This window comes from Saccharothrix xinjiangensis, from assembly GCF_039527585.1.
Lineage (GTDB): Bacteria > Actinomycetota > Actinomycetes > Mycobacteriales > Pseudonocardiaceae > Actinosynnema > Actinosynnema xinjiangensis.
Genome location: NZ_BAAAKE010000015.1, coordinates 175,454 through 198,941, shown reverse-complemented (window position 1 = coordinate 198,941; position 23,488 = coordinate 175,454). Strand labels below are relative to the sequence as shown.

Genomic DNA, 23,488 nt, shown 5'->3' with positions numbered 1-23,488 from the left:
GGGGCGTGCGCGGGCCGCCCCGAGGTGTAACCGGTTGCCCGGTTCGGGCGAGACACGGTTGCTGGGATGATCGGCCGCACCCCGGGGAGGGATGGCAGATGACCGACGTGCCGCAGGAGCAGATCCGGTTCGCCGTGGTGCTCAACGGCGGGGTGAGCCTGGCCGTGTGGATGGGCGGGGTCGTGCTGGAGCTGGACCGGCTCACCAGGGGCGACGGCCCGTACGCGCGGCTGCTGGACATGGTCGGCAGCACCGCGCGCGCCGACGTCATCACCGGCACGTCCGCGGGCGGCATCAACGGCGCCGCCCTGGCGTTGTCGCAGGTCAACAGCAGTGCCCGGTTGGAGCGGCTGCGGGACCTGTGGGCCGAGCAGGGCCGCATGGAGCAGCTGCTGCGCACCCCGTTCCGGGGGCAGCCGGTGTCGCTGCTGCGGGGCGACGAGTTCTTCCTGCCGCGGCTGCGGGAGGCGCTGGGGCGGCTGACCGCGGACTTCGAGCCGACGCCGCAGCACGAGCGGCCGGTCGACCTGCGCATCACCACCACGCTGCTGACCGGCGTGCCCACGGTCACCCACGACGACCTGGGCCAACCCCTGGTGCAGTCCTCCCACCAGGGCAGCTTCTCGTTCCGCCGCGACCCGGGCGGGCGCGACGACTTCACCGCCGAGCGGCTGCCCACGCTGGTGGAGCGCCTGGCGCTGGCCGCGCGCTCCTCGGCGTCGTTCCCGTTCGCGTTCGAACCGTCGTTCATCCCGGTCGCGCCCGGCGCGCCCGACCAGGGCAGGCCGAACATGGCCGAGGTCGCCTCGTGGGGCAACGGCTCCGACAACCGGTCCCGCTACGCGGTCGACGGCGGCGTGCTGGTCAACACGCCCACTCGGGAGGCGCTGGAGGCCATCGACCGGATGCCCGCCGAGGGGCCGGTGCGGCGGGTGATGCTGCTGGTGTTCCCGCACGCCCGCGACGAGGTCGTGGAACCGGTGGCCCCGGTGGACGGCGCGCTGCCCAGCACCGTCGCCACCGGCGGCAGCCTGCTGGGGGCGCTGACCAGCCAGAGCGGCCGCACCTACGTCGAGCGCATCGAGGAGCACAACCGCGACGCCGCCTCCCGCCGCGGCGGCCGCAACGCGCTGCTGGACCGGCTGGCGTCCGGCGGCTCGGTCACCGCGAAGCTGTACGCGCTGGCCGGCACGCTGCACGAGCACTACGAGGACGTGCGCATCCGGCACGCGGCCCGCGACATCACCGCCCGCCAGTTCGAGGTGCCCGGCGCCAACGCCGCCGGCTGGACGTTCGAGCGGGTGCGCGCGGCGGCCGAGGCGGCCCAGCGGGTGCACCACGCCGAGCGGGGCAGCCTGCCGTACGTGCCGGCCGCGCCGCAGCCCACCGCGCTGCCCGAACGCGGCTGGCCGTGGGGCATCTCCATGGCCGAACGGCTCGCCTCCGCGGCGATGGACCTGCTCAAGCGCCTCGTGTGGGTGATGCCCGACGCGCAGCGGCTCGGCCTGGCCCGCACCGACCTGCACGACGTGCGCGCCCGGCTGCGCGCCCTGCGGTCCGAGCTGGACGAGCACTGGACCACCGCCGAGCTGGAGGAGCTGGACCAGGGGTACTGGGAGCGGCGGCTGCACCGGTTCGCCGACCGGATGCTGACCGCGCCGGACGGCGTCGGGCAGCGGGTGCGCGAGCAGGTGGACCGCATCGCGGCCATCCTCGGCGACGCCCACGGCATCCTCGACGGCCTGGACGACGACCAGCTGCGCCTGGGCGTGCTGCGGTCGTGGCAGCGGCTGCTCACCGAGCCGCGCACCGAAGCCGAGGCCGAGGCCGGGCTGGCGGGTGGCGAGCTGTGGCTGTCGCGGGCGCTGGCGCTGGAGGTGGCGACCACCTGCCTCGCCGACGACACCCGCGGCGAGCTGGACCAGGCCGTGGAGCTGGTGCAGATCAGCCTCCAGACCCGCAACGCGTTCGCCGAGTACAGCCTCACCCCCGACGACAAGGCGGGCGGCGCGGCGCTGAGCCGGTTCTCCGGGTTCCTCAAGCGGTCCTGGCGCGTCAACGACTGGATCTGGGGCCGCCTCGACGGGGCCACCATGCTGTGCAAGGTGGTGTTCGACCCGAAGCGGCTGCTGCGGGTCGACCGGCTCACCGGCGCCGGCGGTGACCCCGCCGAGCGGGCCGGGCGGCGCGTCGACGAGCTGGTGGGCGCCCTGTTCGGCGACGGGCTGCCCGACGACCTGCGGCCGTGCGTGGCGAAGGCCAAGGACGAGCTGGCCCGCGTGTACGCGGACCCCGACGGCGACCACCCGCCGACGTGCGCGGCGCTGGCCGAGCTGGCCTCGTGGGCGCTGCACATCCAGATCGTGTGCGAGGAGCTGCCCGCGCTGCGCGCCGCGATCCTGGCCGACCGGCTGGAGGGCGCGGACCGGCGCTCGCGCGGCGAGCTGTTCCTGGAGGAGCAGGCGGCGCTGCTGGCCCGGCTGCCCGTGCGCACCGACGCCGAACGGGTCGAGGTGGGCCTCCAGGCGCTGCGCGCGTTCGACCGGTCGGGCATCGGGCGCGAGCCGCTGGTGCAGGAGGCGAGCAGCGACCAGGTCATCCGCACCGCGGCGACCGCGGCGGCCGTGGCGGTCACCGTGGTCGACAGCGAGAACTCCGGGTTGGGCACGGCGAAACCGCTGACCAGGGCGTTGCGCGGGGCGGCGCTGCTGCCGTACTGGACGATCACCGGGCTGACCCGCGGCGGGCAGCTGGCGCAGTTCCTCGGGCTGCTGGGCTTCGCGCTGGGCGGCGCGCTGCTGGTGCTGTCGCTGTTCGACCTGCTGCCGCCGTGGGCGGTGGGCCCGGCGGCGGCGCTCGGCGGCGGCACGCTGCTGGCCGCGTTCGGCTACGCGGCGCTGCGGTCCGGGACGCTGCTGCACGGGCTGGTGCTGCTGTCACCGGTGATACCGCTGGTCACGGTGGCGATCGACCGGACGCGGGACGCGATGGCCGGCGGCGAGACCGGCGAGCAGGCCACCACCGGCATGGTCGCGGTGGGCGGCGTGCTGCTGGTCGTGGTGGGCCTGCTGGTCATCGGCAGCCTGCCCGCGCCGGTCGGCACGCCGCTGGCGGTGCTGGCGAAGATCCGGCTCAAGCCGCGCCTGCTGCTGCGGGTGCTGGTCGCGGCGGCGATCGTGGTCGGCGTGTGGGTGTTCGTGCGGTTCCGGCTCTACGACCTGCCGCCCGTGCTGGTGGCCGTGGGCACCGCGGTGGCCGTCCTGTTCGGCGCGGTCACCTCCTACGTGCTGGGCAGCTCGCTGCGGCGGTGGCGGCAGGTCGACGGCGAGTGGGACACCGAGCCCGCCGAGCCGCCCGCGGCGGCGACCGCCGGGTGGGCCGCCGTGTACGGGTCCGTGCTGCTGGTGGCGGCCGCCGCGGTGCAGGTGTTCGAGCTGCGGTTCACCGGCTGGGAGGCGGTGCTGGTCACGGCGCTGGCGTTCGGCCTGGTGCTGCTGTTCGTGACCACGTGGTGGGTGCCGCTGCGGGCCCGGCGCACCATCGCGACGTCGCTGGTGGAGCAGATGGCGATCGTGGACTTCGACCCGGACGACGTGGAGGGCGCGCTCCTGCGGCGGCTGGAGGGCCACGGCATGTTGTTCAAGTTCCTGACCGAACTGACCCCCGACGGCCACCCGCGCCTGAACGCCGCAGGACAACGCATCGCCCACCGCGCCCAGCGGCTGGCCACCGGCGGGGTGGACCGGGACTGAGCGGCTGACCGGCGCTCAGACGATGACGGCGCCGGCTCGTTCGAGGGCTTCGAGCTTCTCTTCGGAGAGACCGCAGTCCCGGCTGAGCTTCAGGCCGACGTTGCTCCGGCCCACGGACGTGCGCCACCGCACCTCGCCGGTGCGCGCCCGGCGGATGGACACCTCGCCGTACCGGCCCACTACGACGAAGTCCTCCCTGTTCGCCGCCGCGGCCATAGTCATGAAGCCGTAACCGCTGTCCTGCCACAGGAGTTCGCCGGTCTCCACGTCGATCCCGGCGAAGTCGCGCCCGTCATGAACGACCACGGTCTTCGACGACGAGAGCAGCACCTCGCTGGGTCGGACCACGAGATCGCCGAAGGAAAGGCCGATCGACCGGATCAGTTCTCCCGAAGGAGCGAAAAGCGACAGGTTCTCGCCTCGGTAGGAGTACACCGCGAGCATTCCGTCGAAATAGTCCCCCGCGAAGACCGGACGGGGCAGATCGGCCACACCGGCTCGCTGGAGGTCCAAACGCGTCGTTGGTTCAACGGACACGATGTCATCCACGATCCTCACCGGGCACACGACACCCGACGAGTCGATGACGAATACCTGCCCTGTTTCGTCACGGTACCCCGTGACCCACTGGTCGGTAATATTGCCGATTCTCAGCGGAGGAGTGCCGTCCACGTGCACGATCTCCCAAGTGAATTTTTCTCCGTCACCACGCTGCACAAGGAATCCTCGGTAGTCACCGCTCATCACCTCTATATAGCCGAGAGTTTTTTCGGCAATCACTTGGCTCCTACCGTCCACTACGTCGAGAAAAGACAGCGTCGAGCCTTCCCACATCGCCAGGCGCGAATCCTCGAAAGGAAACTCGATCTGAGCGTGGCTGGCGTCCACCGGGAAAACCCCACCCGACAGCAGTTCCCTGGGTTCTCCTTCCGGGTCGGCTCCCGGCCAGTGCAGCAGGGATTCGTCGGAGAGCCCGACCACCAGTCCGTGCCTCCCTGTGGCGATTGAGCACGGGTACCACCCCTCCAGGCCGAAATCGACGACTTTGGCGAGCGAAGTGGAGGTCAGGTCGACATCGACGAGGATGGCGCCCTCCAGATCGCCGCCTTCCAAATCCGCCCCCGCCAGAACCGCTCCGGTGAGGTCGACGTACCCGGAGCTGGTTGGGCTTAGCCGGGCGCGCCGCAGGTCGGCGCCCTTCAGATCGGCTCCGCGCAGCGCGCAGCGGTCGAGCTGGGTCAGCAGAGTTGCGGCGTTGCCGCCGACCAGGCCGAGCGTTCCGGTCGGAAGTGGTTTCGTCTGTTCGAGGAGGTGTCGGAGCACCTGCTCCCCCGCTCCCGCATCGACCATGACACGCATGAGGTCGACCACCACCGGCGACAAGATGACCGCGCCGAAGGTGGTGACGAGCCGGTCAGTCGACTCGGTCTCGAACGCGCCGATGAAAGGCCGGTGGGCATCCCCGTTCTCGCGGTGGAAGTACTCCGACCACTTCACCGCGACCGCGCCGCCTCCACCATCCTTGACCAGGGTCAGGAAGTCCTCGTTCAGAACACCCAGTTCAGCAGCCAGCTTGTACGCCGAGAAGAACTCCAGCAGCGACCGGTGCGCAGGCGAGTAGTCGCCGTCACTGTTCCTGATCAGCATGGTCTGGCCGAGCATGTCGTGGTGCCAGTGGTCGAGGTCCTTCTCCTCCTGCACGGCCGCGCCGAAACAGGTGCGGATGCGGTCGGGGAACTGCCGGTAGTTCATGCTCATCGTGTCGGTCGACAGCATTTCCCAGGACAGCTCCGAGAGGAAGAAGACCTTGTCGCTCATCGACGTGAACGTGCGCTCGGAATTGATGTCGCGCGCGATCTTGCGCCGCACCGCGTAGAGGTACACGCGGGCGAGGTCGACCTGCCTCCCCTCAGCGATCTCGGGCAACGCGTCCAGCACCAGTTCCGACATCACCGGGCGGCGCATGAGGTCGCGCAGCTCCTCGTGCCCGGTGATCACGTCGATGACGTCGGGCGTGGTGATGTGCCCGAGCAGCTCGCGCACCTGGTCGTCGTCGAACGGCAGCAGGTCGAGCACCTCGAACTGCGGCGGCGCGCCGGTCAGGGCCTGGGTCGACGCCTTGAGCTGGGCGTTGAGCAGGTCGCGGCTCTCCCGGGCCTCCGGGAAGTGCTCCGTGCGGCAGGTCAGCAGCACCTTGGCGCCGGGCACGACGGCCTTGGCCAGCTCCCAGAAGTTGTTGATCCGCGCCTGCCGGTCCACGCGGGAGGCCATCTCGTCGAAACCGTCGAAGATCAGCAGGAGGCGGCCGGACCGGTTGAGGTACTCGAACACCGAGTAGTTGGCCAGCTTCACCTCGTGCTTGCGGAAGAAGAACTCGGAGAACAGCGACTCGACGCTGACCGCCTTGGCGTAGTCGCGCAGGGGGATCAGCAGCGGCAGCCTGGGCCGGGGCAGGCCGCGGCGCTTGGCCTCCTGGTAGCGCGCCGCCAGCCGGGACGCGAAGTGCAGGCAGAACCAGCTCTTGCCGGTGCCGAACTCGCCCAGCACCGACAGGTGCTCCTTGGAGGGGTCGGCCAGCCAGCTGTCCACGTACCCGTCCAGGCCGCCCGCCCCGGCCTCGTAGGTGCTGTGCGCGGTCGCCTCCCCGCCGCCGTCGTACTCCGTCTTGCGGCAGTGCATCGCCACGTAGTCCGTGTCGATGCGGCGTCGGGCGACTTCCGCCTGGAGCCACTCCAGGTACCCGTCGAAGTTCGCGTCCTGGTCGATCAGCTCGTCCAGCGTGTAGCAGGCGACCCGGTCGTCGGCGGCCTCCCGCGCGGCCGGGCTGACCCGGCGCGGCGCGATGACCCACGCCTCGTCGGCGCGGTTGTCCTCCAGCGACCTGCGCGCCCGGTCGAGGTGGGAGGCGGACAGCTCGCCGACGACCCCGAGCACGACCACGCGGTCGTACCGCCGTCGCAAGGGCACCTGGATGATCCACTCGAACGACGAGGACGACGGCTCCTGGTGGCGCTCGAACGGGTAGCCGATGGCGTCGAACCACGCCTTGACCTCGGCCGCCAGCCACTCCAGGGGGTTCGACTGGCCCGCGGCGGGCGTGGTCGCGACCTCGCGCACCTCCTCGATCGAGGCCAGGGAGGCCAGCTTCCGGTCCAGTTCGGAGAGCTGGTCCTGCAAGCCGTCGATCTTGCGCTCGGCCCGCGCCTCCGCCGCGCCCCGGCTGCGGTCGACCAGCGCGTTGAACACCGCGGTGAACTTCGCGAACTCGCGGCGGCAGTCGCGGCGGAAGTCCCGGCCGAGGTGACCGAGCGCCCCGGTCTCGTCGTTCCAGTCGATGACGCCCTCGGCCTCGCGGTCGAGGTGGCTCGGGTCGCCGGTCGAGAAGGAGTCGAAGAAAGCCCGCTTGACGTACTCGTTGCGGAAGAACTCCACGACCGGTCCCGGCTTGCCGTAGCAGTGCTCCACCAGCGCGTACACGTAGATGCCCTCGAAGTCGCGCGGCGGGACCGCGGGCTCCAGCCTGAGCTTCTTGAGCAGCGCCACGACCTTCTCCTGGCGCGCGACCGCGTCCAGGGCCGGCTTGGCGGCCGCACCCGCGAGCGCCTTCACCGCCACTTCCAACAGCACCCGGCAACCTCCTCGGTCGAAGCTGCCATCCTCGCCGCCCCGGCCGCGGCGTCCTCCGCAAAAGTGCGCCGGAGGACGACCGCGACGGGCTGCGTCCGAGCCGCGACCCGTCGCGCTCCCGGCGGTCAGGCCGCCAAGGCCGTGACCTGCACGGGCGGCAGCCCCATCGCGCGGGCGTACAGCGACTCGAAGGTGTCCAGGGTCGTGTCCAGGGCGTGGGCGGCGATCAGGTCGCTGCTCGCCGCGCCCAGGCGGGCCGTCACGGCCGGGTCGGCGACCACCGCGTGCAGGCGGTCGGCCAGGCCCCGGACGTCGCCGGGGGTGAACAGCCAGCCGTTGCGGCCCGGGCGGCACAGGTGCGGCAGCGCCATCGCGTCGGCCGCCACCACCGGCTTGCCCGCGGCCATCGCCTCCATGGTGGCCAGGCTCTGGAGCTCGGCGATGCCGGGCATGCAGAACACGTCGGCCGCCGCGTAGGCGTCCAGCAGCTCCTCCTCGGACACGAAGCCCCGGAACCGCACCCGGTCGGCGATGCCCAGGTCCCGGGCCAGCAGCTCCCACCCCGACCGGCACGACCCGTCGCCCACGACCTCCGCGCGCAGGCGCGGCACCAGCGCCACCGCGCGCAGCAGCTCGTCCACGCGCTTCTCCTCGTCCAACCGGCCCACGAACAGCACGGTCGGCGCGTCCGAGCGCCGCTCCGGGCACCGACCCCGGTACCGGTCGATGTCGATCCCGCACGACACCGGCACCGCCCGCGGCGGGAACCCGTTGTCGTGCAGCAGCTCCACCGCCCGCGGCGTCGGGGCGGTCACCACGTCCGCCACCCCGTACACCCGCCCCAGGTCGCGCCACGCCCACCGCGACGCCACGCCACGCAGCCACTCCGGCACCCGCGCGTGGCCGAACAGGTTCTCCGGCATGAAGTGGTTGGTCGCCACCGTCGGCACCCCCAGCTCCGCCGCCCGCCGCAGCACGAGCCGCCCCACCACGAAGTGCGCCTGCACGTGCACCAGGTCCGGTCGCAGCCGGTCCAGCAGCACCTCCACGTCCCGGCGCACCTCCCACGGCAGCCCGATGCGGAACGTCCGGTGGAACGGCGTGCGGTGCGACCGCAGCCGGTGCACGGTGATGCCGTCGACGTGCTCGAAGCCCGCCCGCCCCGTCGGGGACGCGCAGATCACGTGCACGTCGTGACCCCGGCCGGCGAGGCCCACGGCCAACCGGTGGGCGAACCTGGCCGCGCCGTTGACGTCCGGCGGGAAGGTGTCCGCGGCGATCACGACCCGCTGGGCGCGTCCGTCGTTCACTGTCTTCTCCGTTCTGGTGGGAACAGCTCGTGGTCCACGTGCCAGCACCACCACGCCGCCGACGGCGACCAGGGCGCAGGCGAGTTCGGCCAGGGCGACGGCGCCGCTGGTCCGGTTCGCCTCACCGAGCAGCCCCGCGCCGATGCCGACGGCCACGAGCGGGTCCACCACGGTGAGGCAGGCGACCGCCAGGTGCGGCGGTCCACTGGCATAGGCGTGCTGGGTGAACCAGCCACCGACGATCAGGGCGACGGCGATGCCCGCCACCGACAGCGCGGTCGTCCAGGACAGGCCACCCCGCTGGACGTCCTGGGACACCGCGCGCATGAGCACCGAGACCAGGCCGTAGGCGACACCGGCCGCCGTGCCGAACCCGAGGGCCCGCGCCGTCGGCCGCTTCGCCAGCACCCCCAGCAGGGCCGGCCCGGCGACCAGGCCGAGCGCCAGCAGCCCGGCGCGCGCCTCCGCCTCCGGCGCGACCGCGGTGGACGTGGCGCTGCCCGCGGCCAGCAGCACGAAGGCGCCCACCCCGAACGTGGTCACCAGCACCGCGGGCAGCTCGCGGCGACGCCCGTCGAGCAGCGCGGTGATGCCGATGGCCACCACGCCCACCGGCTGCACCACGCTCAGCGGCGCCATCCCCAGCGCCACCGCGTGCACACCGGAGCCGAGGACGAGCAGCAGCAGGCCCAGCAGCCACCGCGGCCGGCGCACCAGCTCCGGCAACCTCGGCGCGCCACCGCCCGCCCGCACCGCGTCGTGCTGGAAGCGGGCGGCGAAGGCGAAGCACACCGCGCCCAGCACCGCCAGCGCCACCGCGAACCACGTCACGACGACACCCCCCGGCGGACCGCAGCGGCGGCCAAGGCGAACAGCAGGCCGTAAAGCAGGGCGAACAACACCCGTTCGAAAAGACCCAGCAGAACCGCGCCGCTGCCCGGCCGGACCACCGCGACGTGGCTGAGCATAAAAGCGACCGAGGTGATTCCGGCAGCCACGGAAAATCGACGAACCGCGGTACTGGTGGTGAACGTGCGGGAAACCAACCACCCCGCCAGCGGCAGCGCCGCGAACATCACCGCGCCCGCGTACCGGTGCACCGCCCCCGAGAACGACGTCGGCTCGCCGACCGGGTCCGTCGGGAACACCGCGGCCACCGCCAACCCCGCCGACCACAGGCCCAGCAGCCACGACGCCGCCCCGCGCCCCGGCAGACCGGACCGCACCAGCGCCAGCAGCAGCCCCGCCGACGCCGCCGACAGCGACAGCGCGGTCACCGCCAGCAGCACCGCCCCGTCGTCGACGAAGATGTAATCGCTGACCGTGTGCCGCACCGGGCTCAATTCACCGACCGAAACCACGTGCAGGTACACGACCGGGAGCAGTGAGCCGATCAGCCCCACCACCGCCAACGGCAGCACCACCGCCTGGCTTTTCCCCCTGAATCCCGCCACAACAGGAATCCTGGCGGTCCGAGCGCACCGGAAGATATCCGGAACGCCCCCGAGGCGACCCTGAAGCGAGCCGGGGTAAACCCTGGTAGGGCTGACCCCACCACCGGCCCGAACCGGCCAGGTCCTACGCTTCGCTGTCGTGAGCCCGCACCCCCAGCAGCCTGCCGTGGAAGTGTCGGGGCTGGTCAAGCGCTACGGCTCCACCGTCGCGGTGAACGGACTCGACCTCGCCCTCGACACCGGCTCGGTCCTCGCGCTGCTCGGCCCCAACGGCGCGGGCAAGACCACCACCGTCGAGGTGTGCGAGGGGTTCCGCCGAGCCGACGCCGGGCAGGTCCGCGTCCTCGGCCTCGACCCCGCCCGCGACGGCGACCGGCTGCGCGCCCGCATCGGCGTCATGCCGCAGGGCGGCGGCGGCTACCCCGGCGTGCGCGCCGACGAGCTGCTCCGCCTCGTCGCCGCCTGCGCCGCCAACCCGCACGACCCCGCGTGGCTGCTCGACGTCCTCGGCCTGACCTCCGTCGGCCGCACCCCCTACAAGCGCCTCTCCGGCGGCCAGCAGCAACGCCTGTCGCTCGCCTGCGCCCTCGTCGGCCGACCCGAGCTGGTGTTCCTCGACGAACCCACCGCCGGCCTCGACCCGCAGGCCCGCCACCTCGTGTGGGACCTCGTCGCCGCCCTGCGCGCGGACGGCGTGGGCGTGCTGCTCACCACCCACCTCATGGACGAGGCCGAAGCCCTCGCCGACCAGGTCGTCATCGTCGACGCCGGCCGCGTCGTCGCCCAGGGCAGCCCCGCCGAGCTGACCACCCGGCACGACGAGCAGCAGCTCCGCTTCCGCGCCCGCCCCGGCCTGGACCTGACCCTGCTGCACGAGGCCCTGCCCGAGGGCATGGAGGTCCGCGAGACCACCCGCGGCGCCTACCTCGTGCGGGGCACCATCGACCCGCAGGTCGTCTCCACCGTCACCTCCTGGTGCGCCCAGCAGGGCGTGCTCGCCGAAGAGCTGACCGTGGCCAGGCGGAGCCTGGAAGACGTGTTCCTGGAGCTGACCGGCAGGGAGCTGCGCTCGTGACCGAACACCGGTTCGCCCCCGGCACCTTCACCCCCGCGCCCGGCCGCGGCAACCTCGCCCGGATGCTGTTCGCCCAGGCCCGCACCGAGACCGCGCTCACCCTGCGCAACGGCGAGCAGGTCCTGCTGACCGTCCTCATCCCGGTCGCGCTGCTCGTCGCGATGAGCCTCATGTCGGTCATCCCGGTCCCCGAACCGCGCGTCGCCTCCGCCACCGCCCGCGTCCTCGCCCTCGCGGTGATCTCCTCCGCCTTCACCGGCCAGGCCATCGCCCTCGGCTTCGACCGCCGCTACGGCGTGCTCAAGCGGCTCGCCGCGACCGCCCTGCCCCGCTGGCTGCTCGTCGCCGGCCGCGTGACCGCCGGGCTGGCCGTCGTCGCCGTGCAGGTGCTGGTCCTCTCCGCCGTCGCGCTCCTGCTCGGCTGGCGGCTCCCGCCCGTCACGGGCCTGCTGTGGGCGGCCGCGCTCCTCGTCCTCGGCTCCCTGACCTTCGGCGCCCTCGGCGTCCTGCTCGGCGGCGCGCTGCGCGCCGAGGTCGTGCTCGCCCTCGCCAACATCGCCTGGTTCGTGCTGCTGCTCATCGGCGGCGTCGCCCTCGGCGTGGACACCCTGCCCGCGTGGCTGGGCGTGATCGTGGACGCACTTCCCTCCGCCGCCCTCGCCGAAGGACTGCACCATGCGGTCGTCGACGGCGCCGCACCCGCGCTCCGCCACGTGTTGGTGCTGGTCATCTGGGGTGCGGTCGCGGGCGCGCTGGCCGCCAGGACCACCCGGCTCGACTGACCCCGCCCGGAACGCCCCGCATCGCGGTACCTACCATCGGGAGGTGCCCGCCTGGTTCACCACCGCCCTCAGCCGGTTCCAACGCGCCTTCGCCGTCGCCGTGGTCATCGCCCAGGGCGGCATCGCGGTCACCGGCTCCATCGTGCGCGTGACCGGCTCCGGCCTCGGCTGCCCCACCTGGCCGCAGTGCTTCGAGGGCAGCCTCGTGCCCACCGAGCACCCCGAGGTCGCCTCCCTGCACCAGTGGGTCGAGTTCGGCAACCGCACCCTCACCGGCGTGGTCGGCGTCATCGCCGCGCTGTGCGTGCTCGCCGCCTGGTTCGACCGGCCGCGCCGCAAGCGCGTGGTGACCCTCGCCCTCGTGCAGTTCGGCGGCGTGGTCCTCCAGGCCCTCATCGGCGGCGTCACCGTGCTGACCGGCCTGCTGTGGTGGACCGTGTCCGTGCACTTCCTCGTGTCCATGGCGCTCGTCTGGTTCGCCGTGCTGCTGGTCGCCGCCCTCGGCGAGGGCGACGAACCCGCCCGACCCCTCGTGCCGCGGCCCCTGATGGCGCTCCAGACCGTGCAGGCCGCCGTGCTCGGCCTCCTGCTGCTGGCCGGCACCTTCGTCACCGCCGCCGGGCCGCACGCGGGCGACGCCGACACCCCGCGCCTGGACGCGCCCGTCGACACCCTGTCCCAGCTGCACGCCGACCTGCTGTTCCTGTTCCTCGGCATGCTCGTCGCGCTCGGCTTCGCGCTCAAGGGCCACCCGGTGCCGCGACGGCCCTACTACGTGCTCGTCGGCGTGGTCCTCGCGCAGGGCGTCCTGGGCATGGTCCAGTACTGGACCGGCGTGCCCGAGGTGCTCGTGTCGCTGCACGTGCTCGGCGCCGGCACCGTCGTCGTCGCCACCGCCGCCCTGTGGGTGTCCACCAGGGAACGGGCTCACCGCGCCGAGGGTGGCCTCCGCTCCCAGACCGCGGGCAGCTCCGTCGCCAGCCACGCGTAGAGGTCGTCGACCGCGCGCAGCCGCACGGCCCGCTCCGGGTCACCGCTCATCAGCCGCATCCCCGCCTCGGTCAGCTCGCGCACGCTGACCAGGGCGTCCAGCTTGGCCTGCACCAGGTCGGCCCACCGCTTCTCGTTGATGCGGTACTGCGCCGCCTGCCTGCCCCGCCGGGTCCGCTTGGTCACCAGGCCGGCGTTGACCAGGAACTTCAGGTTCGTGCTGATCGAACCGCTGCTCGCCTCCAGCTCCTGCGACAGCTCCGCGGCCGTGCGCTCGGTGGGCTGGCACACGAGCAGGTAGCCCATGATGCGCCCCCCGATGAGCGGGAAGCCCTCCTTCTCGAAGTGCGCCGCGAACCTCTCGATCCACGCCGACAGCCGGGTCTCCCGTCCGACGCTCACCGCCACCCCCCATGTGCTTCGGTCAACACTGAAACCATAGTAGGTCGCGTGCTGATCTTCGCGCAAAGGCGCGGCGCCGCGTGTCGGGTCCCGGTTCCGGGGGTTCGGGGGTCAGAGGCGGCGCAGGCCCGCCAGGACGCGTTCCATCAGGCCCAGGTCCGGCTGCTCGGCGGAGGCGGTGTCGTGCACGTCGATCAGGCCGCGCTCGGCCATGTCGCCGAGCAGCACCTTGGCCACGCCCAGGGGCAGGCGCAGGAGGGCGGCCACCTCCGCGACCGACCGGGGGTGGTCCACGAGGGTGATCACCTCGTGGTACTCGGCCTTCATGCCGCCCGGGTAGTCCCAGTCCACCGCCGAGACCAGGGTCTCGACCTCCAGCTGGTAGGACGAGGTGGTGCGCCCCCCGGTCCACGAGTAGGCGCGGACGATCGACGCCGCCTCCTCCCGGGGGTAGTCGAAGTCGTCGTCGTCGAACACCGGGCGGTGCGGTTGGGTGTCGCCGGCGTCGCCGGTGTCATCGCCGCCACCGACGGCGGCCGGCTCCTCCGGCGCCGGCCCGTCGCCCGGCTTGCGCCGCCGGGAGTCCAGGCTGAACCCGTTGAGCAGCGCCGCGAACGACTGGTCCGACGACCCGGCTGGGTCTTGGTCGTGGCTCATAACCACCTCATGCGGACGGGCGGGCCATCATCCGCTTGGCGCCGTGGAGCTGGGCGCGCAGCTCGGGGGTGAGGACCTGGCCGACCTGGTCGACCACGACGGTCATCTCGTAGGCGATCTGGCCGACGTCGGCGTCCGGCGCGGCGAGCACCGCCAGGCACGAGCCGTCCCTGATCGACATCAGCAGCATGATCCCGTGCTGCATCTCGACCACCGACCTGAGCACGCTGCCGCCGTCGAAGCAGCGCGACGCCGACTCGGTCAGGCTCGCCACCCCCGCCGCGATCGCGGCCAGCTGGTCGGCCCGGTCCTCCGGCAGGCCGCTGGACGCGGTGAGCAGCAGGCCGTCCACCGAGATCACCACCGCGTGGGCCACACCCGGCACGCGATCGGCGAAGCTGCTCACCAACCAGCCGAACTGGTCGACCTGTCGGGACTTCTGCGCGCTCATCCGTTGTTCTCCTGACCGGCTCGGTTCTCCCCGGACTCCTGCACACCTTGCCGGATACCGGTCTGGTAGCTGGACAGGAAACCGCGTGTCGCCTGCGGATCCCTCCGTACGGGTGCCACCGCTTCGGGTGCGCCCGGCCGTTCGGCCACCAGGTTCTCCACCAGGTTCTTGCGCGGCCGCCTCTTCGGCAGGCCTGACGCGCTCTCGGTCACGGGCGCCTCCCCGCGCTCGTGGTCTTCCGGCGCGCGGTGGCGCGCCGGCTCGGCAGGTCCGGTCGGCACCCTCGTGCCGCCGAACCACGTCGACCCGTTCCGCTGCGGCGCGGGCGCCGGTGTCGGCGCGGGCGCCGGTGCGGTGGGGGTCGACGAGTCGGTGGTGCGGCCGCTGAACGGCGACCAGCCGTCCTCCTTCAGCGGCACGGCGGGCGGCAGCGGCGGCACCGCCGGCGGCATGACCAGCGATTGCGGTCCGGTGGCCGGGGGCTGCGGCAGCACCGGCTGCGGGCCCGTGGACGGCGGCGCGGACGGCGCGGCGGAGGACGGCGCAGTGGAGGAAGGCGCGGCGGAGAAGGGCGCGGGCGGCAGGCCGTGCGCGGGGAACGGCTGCGGGCCCGTCGACGGTCCACCGGGAGGGGCGCCGGCGGGGCGGGCCTTGGGCGAGGGGACGCCGGTCGGGGAGCCCTTCGGGACGGCGCGCTGCGAGCCGGCCATGCCGAGGCCAGGAAGGCGTTGCGGCATACCGGCCACGTGCTTGCCGTTGACCGGCGCGGCGGGGGCCGGGATGTCCTGCGGCGCGACGGCGGCGTGGGCGGGCACGGGCCGGCCGGGCGCGGCGCCCACCGCGCGGACCAGCTCGGCGGGCAGCGCCACCACGGCGCGCAGGCCGTCGCCCTGCTCGCGCAGCACCACCTCGACGCCGTGCCGCCCGGCGAGCCGGCCGATCACGTACAGGCCGAGCTGGCGGGACACCGTCAGCTCGCCGGAGTCCTCGGCGGCGGCCAGCGCGATGCGGCGGTTGGCCTGGGCCAGGTCCTCCTCGGACATGCCGACGCCCTGGTCCACCACGTCCACCAGCACGCCGCCGCCAGGGCGGACCCGGCCGCCCACCACGACCTGGGTGCGCGGCGGCGAGAACGTGGTGGCGTTGTCCAGCAGCTCGGCCACCAGCCGCACCAGGTCGCCCGCCGCGTAGCCGACGACCTCGACCGACGGCGTGGTCTGCACGACGACCCGCTGGTACTGCTCGATCTCGGACGCCGCGGCGCGCAGCACGTCGCCCAGCGGCACCGGGCGGGTGAAGCGGCGGGCCACGTCGCCGCCGGAGAGCACCATCAGGTTCTCGTTGTTGCGGCGCATCCGGGTGGCGAGGTTGTCGAGCTTGAACAGGTTCGCCAGCTGCTCGGGGTTCTCCTCCTGGCGCTCCAGCTCCTCCATGAGCTTGAGCTGCCGCTCCACCAGGCCCTGGCTGCGGCGGGACAGGTTGGTGAACGCGTTGCGCATCGCGGCGCGCAGGTCGGCCTGCTCGGCGGCGGAGCTGACGGCCTGCCGGTGCACCGCGTCGAAGGCGCGGGCCAGCTGGCCCAGCTCCTCCCTGGTGTGCACGGGCACGGGCTCGACGGACACGTCGGGCGCGGCGTTGTCGCGCAGCTGCGCGACCAGCTCGGGCAGCCGGTGCTCGGCCACGTCGAGCGCGGCGCCGCGCAGCGCCCGCAGGGAGCGCAGCAGGTAGCTGCCGACCACGAACCCGATGCCCGCCGCCGCGAACAGCGACGCCAGCAGGATCACCGACGCCGCGCCCGCGCGGTCGCTGGTGGCGTCCTGGAGGCGGGCGGCGGCGGCGTCGAGCTGGTCCTCCAACGTCCGCAGCACGACGCCGACCTGCCTGAGCGCGCCGCGCGAGCTGCTGTTCCACTCGTCCACCGGCACGTCGTTCGAGACCACGCCGGGCACGCTGCGCACGTACTGGAACAGGCGGTTGCGGGTGTCCACGTCCGGGCCGGAGAACGTGGTCCGGTAGTCCTGCTGCTGGCGCGGCGTCGCGACGGCGGCGAAGTCGGCGAGCTTGTCCTCCTGGCGGGTCCAGGACTGCTCCAGCATGGTGAGCTCGTTGGCCAGCAACGTGCCCCGGCTGATGCCCGCGAGCACGGTGGCCTGCTGCCAGGACATCTGCTCGGCGGCCATGGCCAGGTTGTGCAGGGCGGTGGCGGTGCCGGACAGGGCGGGGTCGCCGAAGTCGCCGACCATGGCCTGGTCGAAGTCCATCAGGGCGCGCAGCACCACGCTGTAGCCGCCGACGCCGCCGGCCAGGTCGACGGTGCCCGTGAGCACGCGGTCGCGCAGCTGCGGCAGGCCGTCGAGCTGCACCACCACGTCCTGGAAGCGGGCGGCCGCCACCTCGCCGAGCCTGGCGCGGTCGACGAGGTTCTTCACGCCGGCGGCGGCCGTGTCGGTGGTGCGGACCTGGACCCGGAAGTCGTCCGCGTCGACGCCCTGGCCCTCGGGGCGCCGCGCGGCCATCGCGCGTTCCGACTGCACGCCCTCGATCAGCGGGTCGAGCCCGGCGCGCAGCGTCACCAGGCGCTGCATCGCGGCGTAACCGTCCGCGCTCGCGACGTAACCGCGGATCTGCACCAGGCCCGCGCCGACCGCCACCATCACGGGCACCGCCAGCACGGCGGCGAGCTTGATCGGCAGGCGCCAATTCCGCCAGTCCGCGACGGCGGACCACCACTGCCGTCGCGAGTTGTTGTCGCCAGTCACCAGACAAGCCCCGGAAAGTTCGTAGTTGTTTCAACTTTGAACGACGCCGACAGCTTTATGGCGGCGGGCGGCGGATGTTGCTGCGCGATAGTAAGTGGTGGACAGGCCCGGGACAATGACCTTGCGGTCTGTCCTCATCCGATTGGCGCAGCGTGACGATCGCCGGATCCATCGGACGCCTATTGAGACATCGCGCGACGTCGCAGCGGAGCGACCGGCGCGAAGCCGGCCACCCGGTTGCCCGGGAGGCGTTGACTGGCGGGCCGGCGCGGTTACGCTGAGCACTCGCCGGCGATCCGCGCGATCCCCCGCGCGCGGCGCGGCAAATCCCCGTGGAGGATTGATGACGAAGGCGATCCTGCCTCCGACGGATTCGAGAGCGGCCCGCGGCGGGCGCGGCTTCGCGACTTTCGACGAACCGCAGGCGCCCCTGTTGGTCGACGAGTCCGGGGCGCCGGACTTCGTGGCACTCCAGGCGAGCGACGACTTCCGCGAGCTGCGCCGCCGGACGACGGTCTTCATCCTGCCCGCCACGTGCGGCTTCCTGCTCTGGTACCTGGGTTACGTCGCGCTGTCGGCGTACCTGCCGGAGTTCATGGGCACGCCGGTGTACGGGGTGGTCAACGTGGGGCTGCTGTTCGGGCTGCTCCAGTTCGCCACGACGATCGCGCTCACCCTGGCCTACGCCCGGTACGCGCGCCGCAAGCTCGACCCGCAGGTGGCCGCGGTCCGCTCGCTGACCGACGAGGAGCGGGCCTGATGGGCGGCAACACCGCGATCAACCTCGGCGTGTTCGGCGTCTTCGTGCTGATCACGCTCTACGTCGTGTACCGGGCGGGCTCCCGCAACAGCACCGCGTCGGACTACTACGCCGCGGGCAGCAGCTTCACCGGGCCGCAGAACGGCATCGCGCTGTCGGGCGACTTCCTGTCCGCCGCGTCGTTCCTGGGCATCTCGGGCAGCATCGCGGTCAACGGCTACGACGGGTTCCTGTACTCCATCGGCTGGGTCGTCTCCTGGCTGATGGGCCTGATGATCATCGCGGAGCGGTTGCGCAACACCGGCCGGTTCACCCTGGGGGACGTGCTCGCGTTCCGGATGCGGCAACGCCCGGTGCGCGCGGCGGCGGCGAACGTGACGCTGGTGATCTCGCTGTTCTACATGATCGCGCAGATGGCGGGCGCGGGCGCGCTGATGGCGCTGCTGCTGGACGTGCACACCAAGGGCGGCCAGGCGGTCATCATCGCGGTGGTGGGCGTGGTCATGGTGCTGTACGTGCTGGTGGGCGGCATGAAGGGCACCACCTGGGTGCAGATGATCAAGGCCGTGCTGCTGGTGCTGTGCGTGACCCTGATGACGGTGTTCCTGCTGGGCAAGTTCGGGTTCAGCCTGTCGTCGATCCTGGAGACCGCGTCCCGCAACACCCCGCTGGGCCCGCAGGTGCTGGAGCCGGGCGCCCGGTACGGCGGCACGCCGCTGGCCCGGCTGGACTTCATCTCGCTGGCGCTGGCGCTGGTGCTCGGCACCGCCTCGCTGCCGCACGTGCTGATGCGGTTCTACACGGTGCCCAATGCGCGCGAGGCGCGCCGCTCGGTGGTCTGGGCGACGTGGATGATGGCCACGTTCTACCTGTGCACCCTGGTGATCGGCTTCGGCGCGCTGGCGCTGGTCGGCGCGAACGACATCACCAAGGCGCCGGGCGGCGAGAACTCGGCCGCGCCGCTGCTGGCCTACGAGATCGGCGGCGCGGTGCTGCTGGGCGTGGTGAGCGCGGTGGCGTTCGCGACGATCCTCGCGGTGGTGGCGGGCCTGACGCTGACCGCGTCGGCGTCCTTCGCGCACGACGTGTACGCCAACGTGATCAAGCACGGTCAGGCCGACCCGCGCTCGGAGATCAGGGTGGCCCGGCTGACCGCGGTCGTGGTCGGCCTGCTGGCGATCCTCGGCGGCATCGCGGCCAACGGGCAGAACGTGGCGTTCCTGGTGGCGCTGGCGTTCGCGCTGGCGGCGTCGGCGAACCTGTCCACGATCATCTACTCGATGTTCTGGAAGCGCTTCAACACCAACGGCACCCTGTGGGCGATCTACGGCGGCCTCGGCTCGTGCATCGTGCTGCTGGCCTTCTCCCCCGCCGTGTCCGGCGCGCGGAACTCGATCTTCCCGGACGTGGACTTCGCCTGGTTCCCGCTGAGCAACCCGGGCCTGGTGTCGATCCCGTTCTCGTTCCTGTGCGGGTACCTGGGCACGGTGCTGTCGAAGGAGCGGGCCGACCCGGCCAAGCAGGCCGAGATGGAGGTCCGCGCGCTGACCGGGATCGGGTCGGGACTGAGGTGACGCCGACCGGACCGCAGACCGGACCACCGCCCGGGGGCGAGGGGGAACCGCCGGGTGTCACGGACCCGGTGCTCCTCCGGATCGGCGAGGCGGCGCAACTCGGCCACCGGGGCGAGCGGGAGGCCGCGCGCCTCCTGCTGACCGGGCTCTGGGACGAGATCGGCGGCGAGCGGGGCGACCCGCTGCACCGCTGCACCCTCGCGCACGCGATGGCCGACGTGCAGGACGACGTGCGCCAGGAACTGGTCTGGGACCTGCGCGCGCTGGAGGCCGCCGACCTGCTCGACGACGAGCGGATGGCGCGGGCGGGCGTGGCGCTCCCGGTGGCCGGCCTGTACCCGTCGCTGCACCTGAACCTGAGCGAGTGCCACCGCAAGCTCGGCGACCTCGACCGCGCCCGCGAGCACCTGCGACTGGCCCGGGACATGATCGGCGCGCTGGGCGACGACGGGTACGGGCGGCTGATCAGGCAGGGCTTGGAGGAGATCGCCGAGAAGCTGCGCTGACCCTGTGCCCCTGTGCCCTCCGTGACCCCGTGGCCCTACCGCCGAGCCAGCGCGGCCCGCACGGCCGAGGCGAAGCGGAGCGGCGCGGTCGCGTCGGTCTGCCGGAAGCCCAGCGACGGCTCGACCAGCTCCAGCTCCAGCAGCAGGGGCGAGCCGTCCGCGCCCGGCACCAGGTCGACCCGCGCGTACAGCAGGTCGTGGCGGGCCAGGCCGGTCAGCGCGCCGGCCGCGTCCAAGGCGTCCTCGGCGACCCGCCGCTGCGCGGCCGACGGCGACGCGCCGGCCAGCCGCTCCACGACGTAGAGCCCGGACTCGTCGTACTCGACGTCGGGGGTGAGCATCGCGCCCTTGGTGAAGGCGTGCGAGTACTGGCCGCCGAGGAACACCAGCGCCGTCTCGCCGACCACGTCCACGTCCGCCTGGTACGGCTGCACCAGCGCGCGCACGCCCAGCTCGACCAGGTACCGCGCCGCGGCGTCGCGGTCGCCGGCCGCGAAGCGCAGCACGCCCCGGGAACCCGCGCCGACGACCGGCTTGACCACGAACTCGCCGTCCGGCCAGTCGGTGAACCCGGGCTCCGCCAGTGCCGTCGGCACCACCGGCACACCCGCCCGCGCGAGGTCGAGCAGGTAGGACTTGTCGGTGTTCCAGCGCACCACGCCCGCCGGGTTGACCAGGGCGGGCTGCGCGTCGCACCAGGACAGGAACTCCGGCAGCCGCTCGGTGTAGTCCCACGTGGCCCGCAGCACGACCAGGTCGGACTCGACCGGCGTGCCCCACTCCACCCAGTCGGCGTGCACGCCGACGTCGGCCAGGGCGCCGAACAACGCGTCGTCGTCACCGTCGCCGGCGGGCAGCCCGGCGCAGGTGGCGAAGAGGACCTTCACCGGCCCGCCATCTTGCGGCGGTGCGCGGGGCCGATCTTCACCGCGGCGGTCGTCTCGCGGTCCCAGTCGTGCTTCTCCAGGTCCGGCGTCGCCTCGACGACCGCCTCGGCCGTCGCCACGTCCGGCAGGAACACGTCGCCCATGGCCCCGTCGTCGCCGACCAGCACGAGCCGGGCCCCGGCCCGCCCGACGGGCTCGACGACCGCACGCGCCGGCTTGCCGTGCGCGGCCACGAACTCCGACGCGGTCTTCACCGCGCGGCCGACCTTCTTCGCCTCGGTCTTCTTCTCCTCAGCCACACCTCCCAGACTAGAACCTGCCGGTAACTTCCGCGCACGTGGCAGCGCTCACCGCGCCTCCCGGGACGAGGAACCCGCCGACGGCGCAGGGGCGCGCATCGGCCTACTCCACGAACGTCGCACCGGGGAACAGCGGCGCGACTTCGCCCGCGGCGGCGCGTTCGCGAGCCGGCGCGCTCCTCGCCCGCCGGAGCCGCGGAAGTTCCCGAAGCCGTGGAAGTTTTCGGAGCCGCAGGAGTTCCCGGGCTCCCGAAGGCCGCAGGAGTTTCCGGAGCCGCAGGAGCCGCTGACGTCCTGGGCGCACGGGACCTGAACCCACGCGCGGTCGGCTCGCGTTCGAGGAAGGGGGCGCAAGGCCGCGCAGTGGACCGTGAAGAGCTTCGCATCGTGTGACATGGGCCAATCATCGAACAGGTGTTCGACCAGAAGCAAGATCACTTTCGAGTGAAGCGCTACCCGGCAGCCGCCGGACCGGGCACTCCGGCACCCCCGCCAACGCGGCCCCCGGAGTGTCAACGGGCAAGGCACGACCGGTTCGGCAGCCCCGGGCGCATGGGTCGACCAGCAGGTAACTTCCCTGCTCGTGACTGCGAAGACCGAGGCCGACCGACTGGTCGGCGAGTTCCTGGCCTGGCACTTCGACCGCACTCCGGGGAACGCGGCGATGCTCGGCTCATTGGCCCACGACCACACGCTCGGCGATTTCACCGCCACCGCTTTCGCCGACCACGAACGCGAGGCCGGCTCGTGGCTCGACCGGTTCACCGCCCTGGAGACCGACGACCTCCAGGAGTCGGTCGACCGCGACCTGGTGGTCGCCGTGCTGCGCGGTGTGCGGGCGAAGGCGTCGTGGCCCGCGTGGCGGCGTGACCCGTCGGTCTACACCGGAGCGGTGCTGTTCCCGCTGTTCAGCGCGTTCCTCAACCGGTTGCGGCCGGAGCCGGAGCTGGTGGCGAGCGTGGTGAAGCGGCTGGCCGAGGTGCCGTCGGTGCTCGCCGCGTGCCGCGCGAACCTGGACCCGGAGCTGGCGTCGCCGAAGATCGTGCTGCGCGCCGCGGCCCAGGCGAGGACCGGGCGGGCGTTCCTGACGGGCACGCTGCCCGCCGAGGTGGTCGACCCGGCGCTGCGGGCGGAGCTGGCGGAGGCCGCGGAGCCCGCCGCGCGGGCGTTCGACGAGCTGGCGGCGTTCCTGGACGGGTTCGCGGAGCGGGCGACCGGCGACTGGCGGATGGGCGAGCGGCTGTACTCGACGCTGCTGCGCGAGCAGGAGGTGCTGGGTTACGGCGCGGCGGAGCTGCACGAGCGCGGCAAGGCCGCGTACGCCGAGCTGGACGCCGAGATGCGGGAGCTGGCCGGGTCGGACGACTGGCACTCGGTGATGGCGGGTCTCCAGGACGACTTCCCGCCGACGCCGGAGGCGATGCGGGCGGAGTACGAGGCGGAGACGCGGCGGGCACGGGCGTTCCTGGTGGAGCACGGCCTGGTGACGCTGGCCGAGGGCGAGGAGTGCCGGGTGGTGCCCTCGCCCGCGTTCCAGCGCCCGGTGCTGGCGGTGGCCTCCTACATGTCGCCGCCGCCGCTGACCGACCAGCGGACCGGTCACTTCTTCGTGCCGTTCCCGCCGGAGGGTTTCAGCGCCGAGGAGGTGGAGCAGCGGCTGCGCACCAACTCGCGGGCGCAGCTGGCCACGATCGCCGTGCACGAGGCCTACCCCGGCCACCACTGGCACCTGTCGTGGCTGGCCGCGCAGGACCGGCCGGTGCGCAAGGTGTTCCGCACGCCCTACTTCTCCGAGGGCTGGGCGCTCTACTCGGAGAAGCTGCTGCGCGAGCACGGCTTCTTCACCACGCGGGCCCAGGAGCTGGCGCACGTGGAGGCGCGGCTGTTCCGGGCGGCGCGGATGGTCGTGGACACCGCGCTGCACTGCGGCGACATGGGCGTCGAGGAGGCCGAGGAGTTCATGTCGACCAAGGCGTCGCTGACGCCGGGCACGGCGACCGGCGAGGTCACCCGGTACTGCGCGTGGCCGACGCAGGCGCCGTCCTACCTGACCGGCGCGCTGGAGATCGACCGCATCCGCGCCGAGCACACGGGGTCGCTGCGCGAGTTCCACGACACCATCGCCGGGTCGGGCGCGCTGCCGCTGGGCCTGGCGCGCCGGGTCGCCCTGGCCAAGTGAGACGGCGGAACACGGCGCGACCGC

General features: G+C 72.8%; 17 protein-coding genes. 8 read left to right on the top strand and 9 right to left on the bottom strand.

The window, feature by feature from the left end:
* Nucleotides 1–98 precede the first annotated feature (98 nt).
* Entirely contained in the window at nucleotides 99–3,752 is a 3,654-nt protein-coding gene (locus ABD223_RS27020) for a patatin-like protein (protein WP_344039338.1), read from the top strand.
* A gap of 15 nt (nucleotides 3,753–3,767) precedes the next feature.
* Here ABD223_RS27020 and ABD223_RS27015 read toward each other — a convergent pair whose 3' ends face one another.
* The 3 genes from ABD223_RS27015 to ABD223_RS27005 form a co-directional block, all read right to left on the bottom strand.
* Complete coding sequence (locus ABD223_RS27015; protein WP_344039337.1) at nucleotides 3,768–7,379, bottom strand: NACHT domain-containing protein; 3,612 nt, start codon at nucleotides 7,377–7,379, stop codon at nucleotides 3,768–3,770.
* Nucleotides 7,380–7,504: 125 nt separating this feature from the next.
* Nucleotides 7,505–9,520: a glycosyltransferase gene (locus tag ABD223_RS27010; protein WP_344039336.1), complete on the bottom strand. Its 2,016-nt coding sequence runs from the start codon at nucleotides 9,518–9,520 to the stop codon at nucleotides 7,505–7,507.
* A complete protein-coding gene (locus ABD223_RS27005; RefSeq protein ID WP_344039335.1) occupies nucleotides 9,517–10,143 on the bottom strand; it encodes a DUF998 domain-containing protein in 627 nt (208 codons plus the stop codon). Before ABD223_RS27005 ends, ABD223_RS27010 begins: the two co-directional genes overlap by 4 nt.
* Nucleotides 10,144–10,282: 139 nt before the next feature.
* Between ABD223_RS27005 and ABD223_RS27000 the strand changes: the two genes are divergently transcribed.
* The 3 genes from ABD223_RS27000 (at nucleotide 10,283) to ABD223_RS26990 (ending at nucleotide 12,991) form a co-directional block, all read left to right on the top strand.
* Nucleotides 10,283–11,218, top strand: coding sequence for an ABC transporter ATP-binding protein (locus ABD223_RS27000; protein ID WP_344039334.1), 936 nt, complete (start codon nucleotides 10,283–10,285; stop codon nucleotides 11,216–11,218).
* A gap of 62 nt (nucleotides 11,219–11,280) precedes the next feature.
* Nucleotides 11,281–12,000, top strand: coding sequence for an ABC transporter permease (locus tag ABD223_RS26995; RefSeq protein ID WP_344039361.1), 720 nt, complete (start codon nucleotides 11,281–11,283; stop codon nucleotides 11,998–12,000).
* 43 nt (nucleotides 12,001–12,043) lie between these two features.
* A complete protein-coding gene (locus tag ABD223_RS26990) occupies nucleotides 12,044–12,991 on the top strand; it encodes a COX15/CtaA family protein (protein ID WP_344039333.1) in 948 nt (315 codons plus the stop codon).
* On the opposite strand, the gene ABD223_RS26985 is transcribed toward ABD223_RS26990, so the two are convergent.
* The 4 genes from ABD223_RS26985 to ABD223_RS26970 form a co-directional block, all read right to left on the bottom strand.
* Nucleotides 12,928–13,392: a GbsR/MarR family transcriptional regulator gene (locus ABD223_RS26985; RefSeq protein ID WP_344039332.1), complete on the bottom strand. Its 465-nt coding sequence runs from the start codon at nucleotides 13,390–13,392 to the stop codon at nucleotides 12,928–12,930. The genes ABD223_RS26990 and ABD223_RS26985 overlap by 64 nt on opposite strands.
* A gap of 111 nt (nucleotides 13,393–13,503) precedes the next feature.
* A complete protein-coding gene (locus ABD223_RS26980; RefSeq protein WP_344039330.1) occupies nucleotides 13,504–14,049 on the bottom strand; it encodes a DUF742 domain-containing protein in 546 nt (181 codons plus the stop codon).
* Nucleotides 14,050–14,056: 7 nt separating this feature from the next.
* A complete protein-coding gene (locus ABD223_RS26975; RefSeq protein WP_344039329.1) occupies nucleotides 14,057–14,500 on the bottom strand; it encodes a roadblock/LC7 domain-containing protein in 444 nt (147 codons plus the stop codon).
* Nucleotides 14,497–17,259: a sensor histidine kinase gene (locus tag ABD223_RS26970; protein WP_344039328.1), complete on the bottom strand. Its 2,763-nt coding sequence runs from the start codon at nucleotides 17,257–17,259 to the stop codon at nucleotides 14,497–14,499. Before ABD223_RS26970 ends, ABD223_RS26975 begins: the two co-directional genes overlap by 4 nt.
* Nucleotides 17,260–17,602: 343 nt before the next feature.
* On the opposite strand from ABD223_RS26970, the gene ABD223_RS26965 reads away from it, so the two are divergent.
* The 3 genes from ABD223_RS26965 to ABD223_RS26955 all read left to right on the top strand — a co-directional run bounded on the left by ABD223_RS26965 (nucleotide 17,603) and on the right by ABD223_RS26955 (nucleotide 20,099).
* Nucleotides 17,603–18,019: a DUF485 domain-containing protein gene (locus ABD223_RS26965; protein ID WP_344039327.1), complete on the top strand. Its 417-nt coding sequence runs from the start codon at nucleotides 17,603–17,605 to the stop codon at nucleotides 18,017–18,019.
* A complete protein-coding gene (locus ABD223_RS26960) occupies nucleotides 18,019–19,593 on the top strand; it encodes a solute symporter family protein (protein WP_344039326.1) in 1,575 nt (524 codons plus the stop codon). Before ABD223_RS26965 ends, ABD223_RS26960 begins: the two co-directional genes overlap by 1 nt.
* Nucleotides 19,594–19,661: 68 nt before the next feature.
* On the top strand, nucleotides 19,662–20,099 hold the full coding sequence (locus tag ABD223_RS26955; protein ID WP_344039325.1) for a hypothetical protein: 438 nt from the start codon (nucleotides 19,662–19,664) through the stop codon (nucleotides 20,097–20,099).
* Nucleotides 20,100–20,134: 35 nt separating this feature from the next.
* On the opposite strand, the gene ABD223_RS26950 is transcribed toward ABD223_RS26955, so the two are convergent.
* Together ABD223_RS26950 and ABD223_RS26945 are read right to left on the bottom strand one after the other, a co-directional pair.
* A complete protein-coding gene (locus ABD223_RS26950; RefSeq protein WP_344039324.1) occupies nucleotides 20,135–20,986 on the bottom strand; it encodes an ATP-grasp domain-containing protein in 852 nt (283 codons plus the stop codon).
* Complete coding sequence (locus ABD223_RS26945; protein WP_344039323.1) at nucleotides 20,983–21,285, bottom strand: hypothetical protein; 303 nt, start codon at nucleotides 21,283–21,285, stop codon at nucleotides 20,983–20,985. The genes ABD223_RS26950 and ABD223_RS26945 overlap by 4 nt, the downstream gene beginning before the upstream one ends.
* Before the next feature lie 583 nt (nucleotides 21,286–21,868).
* On the opposite strand from ABD223_RS26945, the gene ABD223_RS26940 reads away from it, so the two are divergent.
* Nucleotides 21,869–23,464 (top strand): DUF885 domain-containing protein, encoded by a 1,596-nt coding sequence (locus ABD223_RS26940; protein WP_344039322.1) that lies wholly within the window; start codon nucleotides 21,869–21,871, stop codon nucleotides 23,462–23,464.
* The last annotated feature ends 24 nt before the right edge of the window (nucleotides 23,465–23,488 follow it).